Here is a 17,272-nt window from a genome sequence, read left to right on the forward strand (position 1 = left end):
ACCTCCTTAAGCTAATTGTGCTTGTATCGCTGCCTTCAATTCTTTATAGCGAGCGATCTTGTTTTCATCGCGGTTATTGGCTTGTTCTAGTTGGTCTAATATATAGTTTGTCCGTTTCAATTCTAATTGCCATTTCTCCTGGAAAATAGCTGCATATTTCTCTTTGTTAAATAAACCGAATAAAATATCATCACTGGTCAATTCTTGTTGGAGATTGTCTCGGTAATCCGCCACAATCACTTCATAGAACTTACCATTTTCAGCAATCATCGCTTCATCAACGATCTCATAAGAATGCTTGTTTAACCATTGACGGACCTTGTCTTCTGCCACATTTGGTTGCAAAATAAGACGTGGATTAGTCGCTAATTTACCGTCGATTAAACCTTGCGCTAAAATATCCACGATTAAAGCCCCACCCATACCGCAAATGGTAATGGTGTCAATTTGGTCCGCTGGTCCAATAACTGCTAAGCCGTCGCCAAGTCGAGCTTCAACCATATGCCCTAATTCCTGACGGGCAATTTCTTGTTGAGCAGACTGGAAAGGACCCGCCACAACTTCACCAGCAATCGCACTAGTGATTTTATCTTGGCTAGCCAAATTGGTTGGTAAGTACGCGTGGTCTGATCCAATATCTGCCAGCCGCGCGCCATCTTTCACAAAAGTTGCGACCGATGCTAGTCGGTCTGATAAGTGATTTACATTCATAATTTATCTTCTCCACTCGTTTTCAATACAGAACAATTATAACAAAGATTCAGGTATTTTTTAGGGATTTGCCTCATAAAATAACAAGATAATTTTTACTTTACAAGGAAAAATTTTAGGCGTACAATATTTTATGTTTTAGAAAAGGAAATTTAATACTTTTCGCCGAATTAGCTCAGTTGGTAGAGCATCTCATTCGTAATGAGGGGGTCACAAGTTCGATTCTTGCATTCGGCATAATTATATTGATCAATTAACGGAATACAATGACGGTCGCCCTAGAACTTGATTCATCCATGTAATGAATTACACGGTTTTCTCAAGGGGCGACTTTAAATAAATAAACGCATGTAGGCCCCTCCAAAAAATACCGGACCTGCCTTTTTTATATCAGCCAGCATCCGGTTGCCCTTCCATTATGCCATGAAAGTTTTCACTACATTTTCATTTTTTACCATTGATTGACATGGTCAACGATTTGAAACCCCTCAGAACTTAATTCATACACTGTGTCACACACTGATTTTAAAAACTGTCGGTCGTGGGAAACGGTGATGATAGCGCCGGGATAATCATTGAAAACCGTACGGATTTCTTGTTGAGAAGAAGCTGAGAAATTCCTAGTCGGTTCATCTAAGAGTAAGACATTGTATCCTTTAAGGTCCAAACTGGCTAGGATAAGTTTTCCCTTTTGCCCACCGGATAAGTAAGCTATTGGTTGGTCCATTTCTTCAGGTAAAAAGCGGAGACTACCCAAATAAGTCATGATTTGCGTTCTTTCTTCCTTGTCCCCACTGGTAGTCATAAATTCGATAGGGGTTTGGTCATCAGGAATTTCCTCACTGTATTGTTGGGGCATGTAGCCCACTTGGAGGCCTTTAGCATCTTTTAAATCACACCAAAGTTGACGAAGGAAAGTCGTTTTGCCAATACCATTAGGGCCAATAATGCCGATTTTATCTTGACCTTTGACAGTTAGTTGCAGATTGTCGGCTAATGTGCGGTCATCAACGGTCACTTGACCGTCGTCTAAGTGCACGACCACTTGGCTCTTGGATAAAGGGTTCACGTTAGAAAATTCAATATGAATGGGCGCTTCTTTAATCGGATGGTCCACAAATTTGGCCCGTTCGCGTTCAAATCTCTTGTCCATAGATTGGACAGCTTTCATCTTTTTAGCAAGAAGTCGTCCTGCAGTAGAATCCTTGGTATTGTTCAATTGGTGGTCTACTGAATCGTGCACGCGGTTAAACTTCGCCATCCGTTTTTGGTCTTCTACCCGCTGCTTGTTGGCTAAATTCTCCTGATTGGACATCTCTTGGTCACGGTGGGTTAGGTAATCTTCGTAGCTGGCCTTTACAAATGTTGACCGGGCAGTCGACTTGTTGGTCAATCTTTCTACATGGAGGATATGGGTGGCGGTTCGTTTAAGCAACAACTCGTCATGGGAGATATAAATCATAGCCAAGTCACTTTGCTGAATAAACTTTTCAAGCCAGAGACTGGTTTCGACATCTAGATCATTAGATGGTTCATCCATCACCAACAGATCTGGCTCATCCATCAGCAAGTCAATCAACTGAAACTTGATCCGCTCACCTCCAGACAGGTCTCCCACTAACTGTTGGTCATAAATCCGTTCCACATCAAAGTTTAGCCGGTTACCCAGTTGATAGAGCAATTGATAATCCACATCTGCGTAATCCCGACCCCTGAAAAAATAATTTTCCAATGACTTTGCTAGGTCCTCATTTGCCATAGCTTGGGGTAAATAAGCCAACTGGGTAAAATGATTGGTCATTTGCCCGGTAATTTCAAGATAAGATTGGATGCTTTCATCCCCGACAATATATTTTAGAATCGACGATTTCCCGTTGCCCTCTTCGCCAATAATTGCGACCTTATCACCAGGGTTTACCACAAATGATAAGTCGTCAATTATGGTGAATACAGTGCTAGCTTGCGTCATAGTTAAGTGTTTAATTTGTAACATATATGTGCCTCCTTTATTATTTTGGGCACAAAAATTGCCCTACTAATTTGTTCTGTAGTAGGACAAATGTTGAACATGGATACTTGAAAAATGACGATGCCAACCCAATCTAGGTCTATTGTATACCCTAGATATAGGCCCACTTACATGTTTCGTGAAACTTTCTTCAATGATAAAAATGCACACAAAAAGAAAGGTCGATAGTATCCGTCCAAAGTTTTTTATCCTACCAAAATAGGCGAGGTTAAACCAACACTATTATCGGTGTTTTTTCTCGCTCACTATTTTAAATAAAGTAGGATTATAACTTCATTGGACTGGATACCTGACCTTTCTTTGAAATTGTTATGTTATAAAAGCAATTTACCAGGATATTGAGGGTATGTCAACCTATAAGATATCATTTAGAAGGACATTCTTATAGGTATCTACTAGCCTTATTCACGCTCAAGAGCCGTTTTCAACTTAGCTAAAGCTTGATCTACCACATCTTTTGTGACATTTAATGGGGGTAGTAAACGGATGACGTTGTCCTTAGCTGAAGTCACTAGTAAACCTTGGTCTGCTGCTGCCGCAATCACTTGGGCTACTGGCTTAGTGACTTTCAACCCAATCAAAAACCCTTGACCACGAACTTCTTCAATTATAGGTGACTGCCAGGATTGCACTTGATCCTTGATATAAGCAGATATCACCTTCACATTTTTCAATAGTTCTTGGTTGTCAATGGCTGACAAGATATAATTGCCCGCTGCTGTAGCTAATGGATTACCACCAAAGGTAGTGCCGTGGTCTCCTGGTTGAAAGTGGTCGGCCACCCGGTCCTTTGCTACTACAGCACCGATTGGTATGCCCCCACCTAACCCTTTAGCTAGGGTGATGATATCTGGACTTAAGGCGGTTTGTTGAAAGGCGAACATAGTTCCAGTACGGCCAATTCCTGTTTGTATCTCATCTACAATCACGAGGACATTTTCTTGTTTTTGCAGTGTGTTGATAGCAGACATGAATTCAGGCGTAATGGCATTGACCCCACCCTCTCCTTGGATGACCTCAAGCAAAATGGCGCAAGTATTCTTGTTAACAGCCTTTTTTAAAGCGTTAACGTCATTAAAATCCACATATTTAAAGCCGACTGGCAGTGGTTTAAAAGCAGTATGCATGTCTTCTTGGCCGGTAGCTGTTAAACTGGCCAAAGTCCGACCATGGAAGGATTGGTTCATAGAAATAATTTCAAAAGCATCCGGTTCCTTCGTTTCAGTCCCCCATTTACGGGCCAGTTTAATGGCCGCTTCATTGGCTTCTGTACCAGAATTGGCGAAGAAAGTCTTGTCAAGATTTGAAACTTGGCTTAATGTTTCGGCTAGTTTGATCCCATTCTCATTCCAAAAAAGGTTAGACACATGGATCAAATTGCCTGCCTGTTTAGATATGTATTCGACGAATCCTTGGTCGGCGTGGCCTAATACATTGCAGGCGATGCCAGAAATGAAATCGATGTACTTTTTCCCATTAAGGTCTTCGATAGTAGCACCTTGACCTTTGACTAGGACAGTTTCCTGGCGGTTGAAGGTGTGCATGGTGACTTCTTGTCCTAATGCTATCAATTCTTGCGTATTTAGATTTTGTGTCGTCATATGCTCCTCCTAACTCCGGTAGTCGGCGTTAATTTTGATGTAATCTTCAGTCATATCGCAGGTCCAAACGGTGGTCTTACTATTGCCGAGGCCTAAATCGATATGGATGGTAATTTCTGTTTCAGATAGGATTTCATAGGCTAAATCCTCATCAAATACTAGCCCTTGGCCGTTCTTACAGGTTAAAATCTCTCCCTTTTCAGAAATGAAACTGATTTGAACCTTGGCTGGGTCGAGGTAGTCTGGCTGGGATTGGCCAATGGCTGATAATACCCGGCCCCAGTTAGCGTCTTGCCCGTAAACAGCTGTTTTCACAAGGGACGATGTCGCCACTTGCTTGGCAATCGCTTCAGCGTCTGCTTGACCCGCAGCACCTTTCACAGCAACAGTGACAAATTTCGTTGCCCCTTCCCCGTCGGCCACAATCTCTTGGGCCATCATTTGACAGATTTCCGTCAATTTCTCTTGGAAAATCAATATATTTTGCTTAGTTGGCTTTACAGAAACCTTGTTGGTAGAAGCTAAAATCACGGTATCGTTGGGGCTAGTGTCCCCGTCAACTGAAATCTTATTGAAAGATTGGTTAACAGACTCTTTCAGTAATTGCTGTAAGGTTGCTTGGCCTAGGTCTAAATCAGTCACGATATAAGACAACATAGTCCCCATATTTGGATGGATCATGCCTGACCCCTTGGCAATGGCCGCTAGGTGAACGGGCTGCCCTTCAATTTCAAAGGCAATAGCTGCTTGCTTAATTTTTGTGTCCGTAGTCATAATGGCTTCAGCTGCTTGAATCGAATCACCGTCGGTTAGATTATGACTTAAAAGGTCTACTTTGTCGTCAAAATCGGTTAAATCCATTGGCACACCGATAACCCCAGTGGAGCAAATCAACACTTCATCGGGTTTAATCGCTAGCTTTTTAGCGAGGCTATTGGCCATCGCTTGGACGTCTGTGTCACCTGTTGGCCCGTTAAATGTGTTGGCATTTCCGGAATTAATCATAATGGCTTTAAAGGTAGCCTGTTCATTCAGGCGTTTTTTATCATATTTAATATGGTGAGATTGAATGGCATTTTTAGTAAAGACGGCCGCCATGGTAGCCCCCTTTTGAAAATAAATCAGGGCTAAATCTTTGTTGCGGTGTTTAAAACCCGAGTGGACACCAGACACCCAGACATTTTCAATGGCACAAAGACCACCGGGGATGGCTTTACTAGATTGGTGACTTGTTGAATGATTGGTAGTAGTCGTCGTTGTTGTTGTCGTCGTTGCTAATTGGCTTTCAGACATGTGTGTGACTCCTTTCATTAATGGTTAAGGGAAGATTGGAGCTTGGGTAAGCCCAGTCGTTTGGTCTAGGCCAAACATTAGATTCATATTTTGGATGGCTTGCCCAGCTGCACCTTTTACTAGGTTGTCTATGACGGCAAAAATCACTAACCGGTTGGTTCTTTGATCGACTTTGACTTGGATTTGGGCAAAATTGCTGGCCCGAACCGCTTTAATTTGTGGCAATTGGTCTTGGCCTAGAATGTGAATAAAGTATTTGTCTTGGTAGTAATCTCTGTAGATTTGACGGACTTGGCCTTCAGTAATGTCATCTGTTAAGTCCAAGTAAATAGTGGCATGAATGCCCCGTTCTGTTGGCAACAAGTGCGGAGTGAATTGTACTGTAACTGGTTTTTTTGTGACATTGTTTAAAGTCTGCTCGATTTCAGGTATATGGCGGTGGGCCATTGGATTGTAGGCGTAAAAGTTATTGCCTAACTCAGTGAGCAGGTTGGCTACCTTGGCAGACCGGCCTGCCCCAGAGACACCTGTTTTGGCGTCAATAATTACTGAATCGGTTCGAATGAAATCTTGGTTAATTACTGGCAATAGTGCGAGCAAGCTACATGTCACGAAACAGCCAGGATTGGCGATCAAATCAGCTTTTTGAATGTCGGTTGCGTAAAGCTCAGGCAAACCGTAAACGGCTTGTTCAAGTAAATCAGGTTCTGTTTGTGGAATACCATAGTATTCTTGGTAGACTTGGCTATCCTTAAGTCTAAAGTCCGCCCCCAAATCGATCACCTTGACGTCATGCGCTTGGGCTGCTTTCGCGATTTCCATGGATATCCCGTGCGGCAGACATAAGAATAGGACTTCTACCTGGTCGAAAATTTGGTCAGGGTCATAGGCCACAAAATCTTGGTCGATTAAGCCATTGAAATGCGGATAGTAGTCTTGGACCTTGGTCCCAACTTCTTTCCTTGAAGTTAAAGTGGTTAATTTAATATCTGGACGGGTCACCAACAAGCGGATTAATTCTTCACCTGTATAGCCAGTTGCCCCGATAATTCCTACTTTAATCACCTAATCGCCTCCTTTGTCATTACTGTTTGGCCAAAATAAGTTGCCGTTTGTAGCTGCCATGATAGCTTTAATTGAGTGCAAGCGATTTTCTGCTTGTAAGAATTGTTTAGCGTAATCGGCCTGGAAGACTTCATCTGTCACTTCCATTTCTTGGTAACCGTATTGGGCTAAAACTTGCTGGCCGTAAGTGGTTTCTGCGTCATGGAAGGCAGGTAGGCAATGGAGAAAAATGAAATTCGCTGTCTCAACTTGGTCTATCAATTGTTTGTTGACTTGGAATGGCATTAATTGCTTAATCCGGTCTTCAAAGGTCGCTTCCTCACCCATTGACACCCAGACATCTGTGTAAATAATGTTAGCCGTTTTCACTGCTTGGCTTGGATTGTTAGTTATCGTAATTTTGGTATTTGTTGCTTTGGCGATGTCTTGAGCGATTTCAAGAATGGCTTGTTCAGGTTGTAATTGTGGGCTAGTCGCAATGGTAATGTCAACGCCCAACTTGGCACCTGCAATCATTAAAGAGTTGGCCATATTGTTACGACCGTCACCTAGATAGACTAAGTGGTGACCTTTTAAAGAACCAAAAATCTCTTTAATGGTCATAAAGTCTGCAATCATTTGGGTTGGATGCCAGGTATCGGTCAAGCCGTTCCAAACTGGTACACCAGCGTGGGCGCCTAATAATTCGACTGCATCCTGGTCAAAACCACGATATTCGATGCCGTCAAACATTGAGCCAAGGACTTTTGCGGTGTCGATAACAGATTCCTTCTTACCGAGTTGGATGTCGTTGGACCCAAGATATTCAGGATGGCCACCTAGATCGTTGACTGCTACGCTGAAGGCTGCCCGGGTTCGAGTGGAAGATTTTTCAAATAATAAGGCAATATTTTGGCCTTTTAAATATTCATGTGGAATGTTGCGCTTTTTCAATTTTTTTAAATGCAAGGCGAAGTCGATTAGGAAATCGATTTCTGCACTCGTATAATCCAGTAATTTTAAAAAGTTTTTATTTTGTAAGTTCATGTGTAAACCACCTTTTTAAGCTGTAATCATAGTGCCAATGCCGTTTTTAGTAAATAATTCTAAGATAATAGCGTGGGGAATAGTGCCGTCGATAATCTGGCAAGAATGGACGCCCGATTGAATGGCACCCAAGCAATTTTCCACTTTAGGGATCATGCCACCAGTAATGATCTTGTTTTCAATTGCTTCTTGGATTTGGTCAGCAGACATTACGGAATATAAAGTTGATGGGTCAGCTGGATCTTCATAGATGCCATTAATATCGGTCAGGTAAATCATTTTCTCAGCCTTTAATGCTGAAGCAATCGCAGCGGCCGCTTCATCCGAATTGATGTTCAAGCTCTCACCTTTGGGTCCATAAGCGATGGGTGAAATCACTGGAAGCATATTATCATCTAACATTTGGTGGAGATAGTCCGTGTTGACGTTGGTCACCTGGCCAACTAGCCCAAGGGATTCATCTTTCTTCACAGCTTCCATGACTTTATTGTCCTTACCAGAAACTGAAACTGACGAAACGCCCTCCTCATTCAACATGGTGGTTAAATTCGGTGAGATCAAACCAGTTAAGACCATTTCAACCGTCCGCATCACATTACTTGAAGTCACCCGCAAACCATTAATAAACTGTGGCTCAACTCCTTGCACTTCAAGCATTCGGTTAATTTCTGGCCCACCACCGTGGACAATTATCGGCTTCATCCCAACGTATGAAAGCCAAGCAATATCTGAAATCACCCGCTGCCGCATTTCTTCAGAAATCATGGCATGCCCGCCGTACTTAATCACCACAATCTTTTGGTGAAAATCTTTAATATAGGCCAATGAATCAATTAAAATATCTGCCTTTTCAATATCTTGCTTACTAATCTCTATCATTTTTCTCCTCCATTTCATCAAAAACGCCCCTACATCTGCATCTCGCAAATATAGAGGCGTTAAACCGCGGTACCACTCTACTTAGCCATCATTTGATTGTCCATTGATTTTAATCACCGGAAAATGGCCATCTCTCATCCTAACGTGGACACCACGTCCTTGTTCAGTTTTTCAACCTAACAAGAAATCTTTAAAGCGCGGTTCAATTGGTTGATATCAGTAGTCTCACACCATCACTACTTCGCTTGGCATATGCCCCAATTTACTTTCTTTATCTACGATTCATTTATATATAAAAAAGCCCCGTTCCATGTTCAAATAGAACATAGAGACGAGGCTTATCCGTGGTACCACTCTAGTTAACTCAAATTGACAAGCAATTGAATTCACTCGATTTTGTTAACGCTGCATCAGCGAAATTAGCTACTGCCGTTCACTAATTTATCCATGAAGTGCGGTTCAGTGTTGTCGTCATATTAGGCTTCCACTCTATCCTAACTCGCTGTGAATCCAATCACCACTTACTCTCTTCATACTTGACCTTTAATATTTCTGTTATTTTATTAGGAAATAATGATAAAGTCAAATATTTTATCAGAATATTTTTAAGTTAGTGATATATTTTTTGTATCACTGTCTTGCACAAAAGTCATTAAACCTTAGTCACGACCGCTTTTTTCGTCTAAGACTTTGGTATAGGCCTTAAAGGTATCTAAGTGGGTGAACAGTGACGCCAATTGGCTGATGGCAGTCAATCTTGTCGCTAACCCTTTTTCATAACCTGGCACATTACCCGTTGTATCGACCACTAATTGCACATCGTTTTCAGTGATGTATTGGTTTAGTTCATCTGTATTTGAAAATACTGTAAAGTTTTCTGATTCATGCTTTTCATCTGCATCATTGATGTAGACTGCTAGCGAGTAACCTGCTTTATGCAACTTGGTCAAGTCCGCTTCAATTTCCGCTAAATCTGCTTTAAACAAATTGAAGACAATCGCACCCTCTTCAGTTGCTTGAATGTTGGCTCCTTCAAAGGCTCTTTGTAGGGCAAGGGCGTATGTTTTGCCTGACCCCATCACTTCACCAGTTGATTTCATTTCTGGGCTAACCGCTGGATCAACGCCGTTCAGTTTAGTGAAGGAGAAGACTGGTGCTTTCACGTGGACTTGGTCGTCAGTATAGTCGAATACCCCGCTAGTATAGCCTTGCGCTTGTAAGCTAGTCCCCATAATCACGTTCGTAGCAATTTGTGCGATTTCAATATCCGTTACTTTTGATAAGAATGGCACTGTACGACTCGCTCTAGGGTTCACTTCGATAATAAAGACCTTGTCATTTTCCACGATGAATTGGATGTTGACCATACCAATAGTACCTAAGCCATTTCCAATTTTAATGGTTTCGTCAATAATTTGATCGATAACAGCTTGTGATAATCTTTGTGTGGGGAAAACAGCCATCGAGTCACCTGAGTGAACCCCAGCGGCTTCAATATGTTCCATGATTCCTGGAATAAAGACATCCTTACCGTCGCAAATGGCGTCCACTTCCACTTCAATCCCTTGAACATAGTGATCAATCAAGATTGGCGCTTCGTGTTTTAATTTATGACTTTCAATCAAGGCGTCATTCATGTAAGTGGTTAAGTTTTCTTCGTCATAAACCACTTCCATTCCTCTACCACCTAGGACAAATGACGGTCTAACCAGTACTGGATAGCCACCAATTTTTTCTGGGATAGCTAGGGCTTCTTCTAAAGATAGCGCAGTATCCCCTTCTGGTTGGGCAATATTTAATTGATTTAAAGCTTGTTCGAATAATTTTCTATCTTCGGCACGGTTCATATCTTCAACTGATGTCCCAAGGATTTGGATGCCAGCTTCTTTCAAGTCATTCGCCAAGTTAATAGCAGTTTGACCACCGAATTGAATCATGACACCGATTGGTTGCTCACGTTCAATAATAGCCATCACATTTTCAAAAGTAACTGGTTCAAAGAATAACTTGTCAGAGATTGAGAAGTCGGTTGAAACTGTTTCAGGATTGGAGTTGATAATCAAGGCTTCGTAACCAGCTTTTTGCAAGGCTTTCACACAGTGAACGGTTGCGTAGTCAAATTCAATCCCTTGACCGATTCTGATAGGTCCAGAACCTAATACTAAAACAGATTCTTTATCGGTAGCCGTTTTTTCTTTGTTTTGGCCGTCATAAGAAGTGAAGTAGTAGCCCGCCTCACCGTAGTCGCCCATTCCCCAAATGGTTACAGGGACAAAGTTTGGTTTGATGTCGTGCGCTTCTCTTATAGCCTTCACTTGACTAGCACTTGTACCAGCAAGTTGGGCAATTGTTTGATCATCAAAACCATTTAATTTCGCTTCTGCCACCACATCTTTATCTAGCGGCTGATCTTTAAGCGCCGCTTCAATATCCACGATATGTTTAATGGCTTGTAGGAATAAAGGGCGGATTTTCGTATAGTTTTCAGCTTCTTCTACAGTCATACCGCGACGAATCGCTTCTGCTAGGTAGAAGATACGGTCATCTTTCACATCCACAATTTCTTTTAAAATCTTCTCATCTGACGCTTTAGCAGCATCCACATCGAATAAGTGTAAATGGCCGTTATCAAGCGATTGGATTGATTTCAACAAGGCTTCCTCAATCGATTGACCTAGTGACATCACCTCGCCAGTTGCCTTCATTTGCGTCGTTAAGCTTCTATCTGCATTTTTGAACTTGTCGTTTGACCAACGTGGTACTTTAGCAACAGTGTAAGTGATATTTTTTGGATCATATTCGGAAAAAGTTGTTTCAGTGTAAGGGTTGTATAATTCGTCAAAACGATACCCTACTGCAATTTTAGCTGCTACTCTGGCAATGGGGAAACCTGTCGCTTTTGAAGCTAGGGCTGATGAACGAGATACGCGAGGGTTTACCTCAATGATGTAGTATTCCTGCGTATCAGGTTTTAAGGCAAGTTGTACATTACAGCCACCTTCAATTTCTAAGGCTTGAATAATTTTAATGGCTACATCAGCCAGCAAGTCATTTTGTGCTTGATCAAGTGATTGATTAGGGGCAAACACAATTGAATCACCCGTATGTACACCAACTGGGTCGAAGTTTTCCATCGAAGTGATGACTTTAGCATCACCAGCGCCATCTCTCATTACTTCATATTCGATTTCTTGATAACCAGCAATTGATTTTTCGATTAAACATTGGGTAACAGGCGATAAAATCAAACCGTTCTTAACGATTTTTTCTAGGGACGCTTGATCTTCACAGATACCACCACCAGATCCACCCATGGTAAAGGCTGGTCTAACAATGATTGGGTAACCAATTTCATTGGCAAAATCAACCGCTTCATCAACTGTATGAACAATTGTTGAATCTGGAACAGGTTGCCCAATTGAAGTCATCAAGTTTTTAAATAACTCACGGTCTTCCGCTTGGTCAATCGCTTTAAGGTTGGTACCGATTAACTCAATACCTAACTCTTCAAGGATACCTGAAGCATCTAAGGTTAACGCCATGTTCAAACCAGTTTGCCCACCTAAGGATGGTAAGATGGCATCTGGTTTTTCTTCGTATAAAATTTTAGAAACCATTTCTTCAGTAATTGGCTCGATATATATTTTATCCGCCATCTTACGATCAGTCATTATTGTCGCTGGATTCGAATTGATTAGGACAACTTCGTATCCTTCCTCTTTTAAAGCGAAACACGCTTGAGTACCAGCATAGTCAAATTCGGCTGCTTGCCCGATAACAATGGGCCCAGATCCGATAACTAGAATTTTGTGAATATCTGTTCTCTTTGGCATAATTTTTCCCCTTTTCTAATGACCTATCGATTGCACACCAAATCCACCAATTTCTTTAAACGCCCCGAATTCAAGCAAAATGCCTGTATTCTATGGGATTTTATTAAAAACATCGGTTTCGATTGGCTTTATTAAAATTAATATACTTACCCTTTCATCTTTCACAGACATAAATTGACCCATGGTTATCCTTGAAGGCAACTTGTCATCTGCTTGTTTTGATTGCGCAGTATTTTTTCCTTTGACGTACTTTACGGTATGTTCAATGCTAGGTCAAACAAAAAATAAAAATTAAATCATTTTTTTCTCATTTTTACTCAATAAATTTTAGCGAAAACCCATTTGTTTCTATATAAGCAGTCAAAAACAAATCATTTTAAAAAACATTTTAAAGATACGTAAAGGTACAATATTTGTCTTTATTGTACTTATTCTAGTCCATTTCGTCATTTACTTTTTTGGTAAGCGGTAAGATTTAGGATTTAAATTTTCTTCTCATTGGCAGAATTTGCTAAAATTAGTGCACACAGGCACAATTAAAGGTGTGAAATCATAGACATTATTCCTTACCTATTTTTCTGGGGACAAGCAAAAGACGCAATGACCTATTATCGAGAAAAGCTTGACGGGAAGATATTAGCCTCAGTTGAATATGGTTCAATGGTAGATCTAAAAATCCCGGTCAATTACCGCAATCCTTTCCCTATTATCTGATGCATGGAACCCTAGAAACATATGGCCAACGATTGTTATTCTCAGATGAATTTCCAAGCGAAGACCAGCCCGACTTTAACGATGTATCAGTCACTATTATGTCAGATGATCTTGACCAGCTCCAAACTTACTTCGCTAATTTAGAAAAAGACGCCATCGAAGTTATCGTTCTCTTTTAAGCGACAGATTGGTCCCCTAGATATGGAATGTTAAGTGATAAGTACGCCGTTAAACGGCAGTTGAATTACGAAGCTTAATTGTTGAGAAATTTGGCCATAAAAAAAGCAGCCACTTGGCTGCTTTTTTTATAGTTAATGCTTATTCTAAGAAGTCTTTCAATTGTTTTGAACGAGATGGGTGACGTAATTTTCTTAATGCTTTCGCCTCGATTTGACGGATACGCTCACGGGTAACGCCAAATTGTTGACCAACTTGTTCCAATGTTTTAGATTGACCATCTTCTAGACCGAAACGTAGACGTAAAACATTTTCTTCACGGTCTGTTAAAGTATCTAATACCTCGTTTAATTGTTCTTTTAACAATTCTGCAGACGTGTAGTCAGCAGGACTAGTTGCATCGTGGTCTTCGATAAAATCACCTAAATGAGAGTCATCTTCTTCACCAATTGGTGTTTCTAATGAAACTGGCTCTTGAGCGATTTTTAGAATGTCACGTACTTTTTCAGTTGGTAAGTCCATTTCCGCCCCAATTTCTTCTGGGGTTGGTTCGCGTCCTAAATCTTGCAATAATTGACGTTGGATACGCACTAATTTATTGATGGTTTCAACCATATGTACTGGAATACGGATTGTACGCGCTTGGTCAGCGATCGCACGAGTGATTGCCTGACGAATCCACCATGTCGCATAAGTTGAGAATTTGAACCCTTTATGGTAGTCAAATTTCTCAACAGCTTTCATCAGACCCATGTTACCTTCTTGAATTAAATCTAAGAATGACATTCCTCGTCCTACATAACGTTTAGCAATAGATACAACCAAACGTAAGTTGGCTTCAGCTAATTCTTGCTTAGCTACTGGGTCACCTTGTTCAATACGTTGTGCTAGAGCAACCTCTTCGTCTGCAGTTAATAATTCTACGCGTCCAATCTCTTTCAAGTACATTCTAACTGGGTCGTTAATTTTAACATCAGAAGCTACAGAAGTAGGATCTACTTCCTCTTTCTTCACTTTTTCTGCTTCTTTATCGGCCTCTTTATCCATTTGACGCATTGTCGGTTCGCCATTTTCGTCCACAACTGCAATACCTTGATCTTCGAATTTCTCGATCAAGCCATCCATGCCTTTATCGTCTAACTCAAAAGGTTGTGCGATTTTATCGCTTAAATCAGTATATTGAATTGTACCAAGTATTTTTCTCTCAGCAATTAATTGTTTTGTAGCTTGGTTAAGTGTTACGCCGTCCACTTTTTTCTTTGCCATTCAATTCGCTCCTTACATAAATTAAAATTTAAAATAGTTTAATTAACCCGACTTTTTATTTGCTTCAACAAATCAATTTTTTCTTTAATTAAAATGCCAATTTGTGCAAAGTCATCTACCGATTTTGCATAAGCAATTTCGTCGTCTAAAGATTGCATTTCTTGCTCGATATTACCTTTAATTTGAATATTGTATATGAGGTCCTCTACTTCACCTTCGCCAATATCTGGGGCGACTTCTAGATTCATCACCTCAGCAACCAAGCGCTGTTCTTCAGCACCTGACAAGGCTTGTAGGAAAGCTCCCGGATCAATCTCTCCATCTATATCTTGGTGATTGTCTCTATAATCAGATAATAGCATATAGACCGTTTCCACCTCACTAGATTGGAAATGAAAGTCCCTATTCGCTATTAGCAACCACGTTTCACTATTATAGAGTAAACGGTACAGTAATAGCAATTCACTTTTTTCAAGTTGTGACTTTTTCTTACTAGGTGCTGCTTGTAATCCGACTTCTGAATGACTATTCCCTGAAAAATGATGGTGGTTGCCTTGGTCTTGTTCCTGGTAGGACTGGTGGTTTTGCTGTTTGGCTGACTGGCTGTCTAATTGTTGTAATAAGGTATCTTTGGATACACCAGTATCCTCAGCTACTTCACCTACATAAATATCACGGTCGATAGGCTGTTGAATTTTTGCAATCGCCTCTAGCATGACATTAATAAATTGAATTTTGCCATTATCCGTATCTAAAGAAAATTCCTTACGGTAGTAATTTCTCATGAAATGGATTGGGCTCAACCTTTTGTTCAAGACAAAATTGACATACCGCTCGCCACCATACTTTTGAATAAATTCATCAGGGTCCAGATTTTGTTCGAAAGCTAGAACATTCAACTTCAAACGACTACTTTGATCTTGTATCAATTTAATTGCTCGAAGGGTCGCCTTTTGACCGGGTTTATCTCCGTCATAGGCAATTAAGACCTGTTTACTTGTTCGTTCAATAGCCTTGATTTGGTTGTTTGTTAAACTAGTTCCCATAGATGCAACCCCATTGCCTACACCTTCATTGTGTGAGGCTATGACGTCCATAAAACCTTCAAATAAAACGAGCTCTCTGGCTCTTCGGGCTTCATTTTGAGCTAAATCCAAGTTAAATAGGAAAGTGTTTTTCTCGAATATTTCTGTCTCAGGACTATTCAAGTACTTGGCTGCATCAGGATGACTTTCATAATGGTTAGACCCAGGCAAGATTCTCCCTGAAAAACCAACAGTCTTCCCTTGCGGATTTCGCAGTGGGAACATAACCCGACCAGCAAATCTATCTTTTAACCGGTCTTGGTCGCCTACAAATATACCGGAAAGTTGCAATTCCTCAATGGTAAATTCTTTGTTTAACAGATGTTGTGCAGCTAAGCGCCCATCTTCAGGTGCGATACCAATTTGGTAGGCATCAAGCGTTTCTTTGCTTAAACCACGATCATATAGATAGGTTAGTCCTGGGTGACCATTTTCCGTATTCATCAATAAATAATGGTAAAATTGCCTTAATTCTTCATGAATTTGGATGAGTCGGTTTTGCGCACTTGAATAATTGGTCTTTTGCTGGCCATCATCTATGGCTGACCAATCGAAAGACACCGAAACATTCCCAGCTTCCGCTACCTTCTGGACAGCTTGGGGGAAGGAATAGCCTTCAATTTCTTCCATAAAACGAAAAACATTACCCCCTCGACCACAAGAAAAACAGTGAAAAATCTGCTTATCTTCATTTACAGTGAACGAAGGCGTACGCTCTTCATGAAATGGACAGTAACCAAAATAGTTCCGCCCCCTTTTTTGTAAGTCAACAAATTGACTGGTAACATCAAGGATGTTTACATTGTTCTTAACTTCATTAATGACTTCTTCTGGAATAAAATTCGCCAATTAATCACCTACTTTTGCCGGCAAAAACTCACAATAAATATAGCGGAAACCAAATCAAAATGCAATCGTTATGGACATATTCTTTGAGCAGAAGTAAATCTTATTCCTCAACTTCAAATTCGCCATCTAAAACGCCCTGAATAATTTCCCAAGCTTCATCGCGGCCATCCTTAGTTTCAGCAGAGAATGGTAAGATTTGATCGATTGATTCTAATTCTAATGTTTTATAAATATCACTCAAGTGTTTATTCCATTGGCTCTTCTTAATTTTGTCTGTTTTCGTTGCAATAACAAAATAAGGCACACCATGGTAATCCATGAATTCTTTCATTTGAATATCGTCTTTTGTCGGTTTATGACGGAAGTCTACTACAAGAAGTGCTAAAACTAGATTTTCACGGCTAGCAAAATAGGTTTCTAGCATCTCGCCCCATTTAGCCTTTTCTGTCTTGCTCACGCGGGCATAACCGTAACCTGGAACATCCACAAAATAAAATAAATCTTCAATTTGATAATAATTTAGTTGCTGTGTTTTCCCCGGTTTACTTGACGTTCTAGCCAATTTTTTACGGTTTATCATTGTGTTGATAAATGAACTTTTCCCAACATTTGACCGTCCTGCTAGCGCAATTTCTGGAATAACGGGTGCTGGATACTGTTCAGGCCTTACGGCAGATATCAGAAACTCAACGTTATGTACGTCCATGAAAAATCCCCTTTCTGACGCAAAAAGGAAAGACTAAG

The 17,272-nt window shown here is 40.7% G+C and carries 12 protein-coding genes, 1 tRNA gene and 1 other annotated feature; of the genes, 2 read left to right on the forward strand and 11 right to left on the reverse strand.

Translation table 11 applies throughout. The features are described from left to right. Positions 1–6 precede the first annotated feature (6 nt). Positions 7–711: a tRNA (adenine(22)-N(1))-methyltransferase gene (locus A6J77_RS00095; protein ID WP_083067528.1), complete on the reverse strand. Its 705-nt coding sequence runs from the start codon at positions 709–711 to the stop codon at positions 7–9. 164 nt (positions 712–875) lie between these two features. On the opposite strand from A6J77_RS00095, the gene A6J77_RS00100 reads away from it, so the two are divergent. Next, positions 876–948: transfer RNA gene (locus A6J77_RS00100), tRNA-Thr, on the forward strand. Between the two features lie 214 nt (positions 949–1,162). On the opposite strand, the gene A6J77_RS00105 is transcribed toward A6J77_RS00100, so the two are convergent. From A6J77_RS00105 to carB, 7 genes are all read right to left on the reverse strand, one after another. Continuing rightward, entirely contained in the window at positions 1,163–2,704 is a 1,542-nt protein-coding gene (locus tag A6J77_RS00105; RefSeq protein WP_083067529.1) for an ATP-binding cassette domain-containing protein, read from the reverse strand. Positions 2,705–3,141: 437 nt separating this feature from the next. Continuing rightward, positions 3,142–4,341 (reverse strand): acetylornithine transaminase, encoded by a 1,200-nt coding sequence (locus A6J77_RS00110; RefSeq protein ID WP_083067530.1) that lies wholly within the window; start codon positions 4,339–4,341, stop codon positions 3,142–3,144. A gap of 9 nt (positions 4,342–4,350) precedes the next feature. Continuing rightward, complete coding sequence (gene argJ, locus A6J77_RS00115; protein WP_083067531.1) at positions 4,351–5,634, reverse strand: bifunctional glutamate N-acetyltransferase/amino-acid acetyltransferase ArgJ; 1,284 nt, start codon at positions 5,632–5,634, stop codon at positions 4,351–4,353. 24 nt (positions 5,635–5,658) lie between these two features. Further along, on the reverse strand, positions 5,659–6,699 hold the full coding sequence (argC, locus tag A6J77_RS00120; protein ID WP_083067532.1) for an N-acetyl-gamma-glutamyl-phosphate reductase: 1,041 nt from the start codon (positions 6,697–6,699) through the stop codon (positions 5,659–5,661). Further along, positions 6,700–7,725, reverse strand: coding sequence for an ornithine carbamoyltransferase (argF, locus tag A6J77_RS00125; protein ID WP_083067533.1), 1,026 nt, complete (start codon positions 7,723–7,725; stop codon positions 6,700–6,702). A 15-nt stretch (positions 7,726–7,740) separates the two neighbouring features. Next, the gene (argB, locus tag A6J77_RS00130; RefSeq protein WP_083067534.1) at positions 7,741–8,604 is read right to left on the reverse strand and encodes an acetylglutamate kinase; all 864 of its coding nucleotides are present in this window, start codon (positions 8,602–8,604) and stop codon (positions 7,741–7,743) included. A 324-nt stretch (positions 8,605–8,928) separates the two neighbouring features. After that, positions 8,929–9,150: a binding site (T-box leader), on the reverse strand. Positions 9,151–9,263: 113 nt separating this feature from the next. After that, the gene (gene carB / locus A6J77_RS00135; RefSeq protein WP_083067535.1) at positions 9,264–12,437 is read right to left on the reverse strand and encodes a carbamoyl-phosphate synthase large subunit; all 3,174 of its coding nucleotides are present in this window, start codon (positions 12,435–12,437) and stop codon (positions 9,264–9,266) included. 746 nt (positions 12,438–13,183) lie between these two features. Here carB and A6J77_RS09300 point away from each other — a divergent pair. Beyond that, a complete protein-coding gene (locus tag A6J77_RS09300; RefSeq protein WP_181463276.1) occupies positions 13,184–13,330 on the forward strand; it encodes a hypothetical protein in 147 nt (48 codons plus the stop codon). Positions 13,331–13,469: 139 nt separating this feature from the next. Here A6J77_RS09300 and rpoD read toward each other — a convergent pair whose 3' ends face one another. The 3 genes from rpoD to yihA all read right to left on the reverse strand — a co-directional run bounded on the left by rpoD (position 13,470) and on the right by yihA (position 17,234). Then, positions 13,470–14,594, reverse strand: coding sequence for an RNA polymerase sigma factor RpoD (rpoD, locus tag A6J77_RS00140; RefSeq protein ID WP_083067536.1), 1,125 nt, complete (start codon positions 14,592–14,594; stop codon positions 13,470–13,472). A 38-nt stretch (positions 14,595–14,632) separates the two neighbouring features. Beyond that, positions 14,633–16,528 (reverse strand): DNA primase, encoded by a 1,896-nt coding sequence (gene dnaG, locus A6J77_RS00145; RefSeq protein ID WP_083067537.1) that lies wholly within the window; start codon positions 16,526–16,528, stop codon positions 14,633–14,635. Between the two features lie 100 nt (positions 16,529–16,628). After that, complete coding sequence (gene yihA / locus A6J77_RS00150; RefSeq protein WP_083067538.1) at positions 16,629–17,234, reverse strand: ribosome biogenesis GTP-binding protein YihA/YsxC; 606 nt, start codon at positions 17,232–17,234, stop codon at positions 16,629–16,631. Positions 17,235–17,272: the final 38 nt, after the last annotated feature.

It is taken from the genome of Aerococcus viridans (assembly GCF_002083135.2).
Taxonomy (GTDB): domain Bacteria; phylum Bacillota; class Bacilli; order Lactobacillales; family Aerococcaceae; genus Aerococcus; species Aerococcus viridans_C.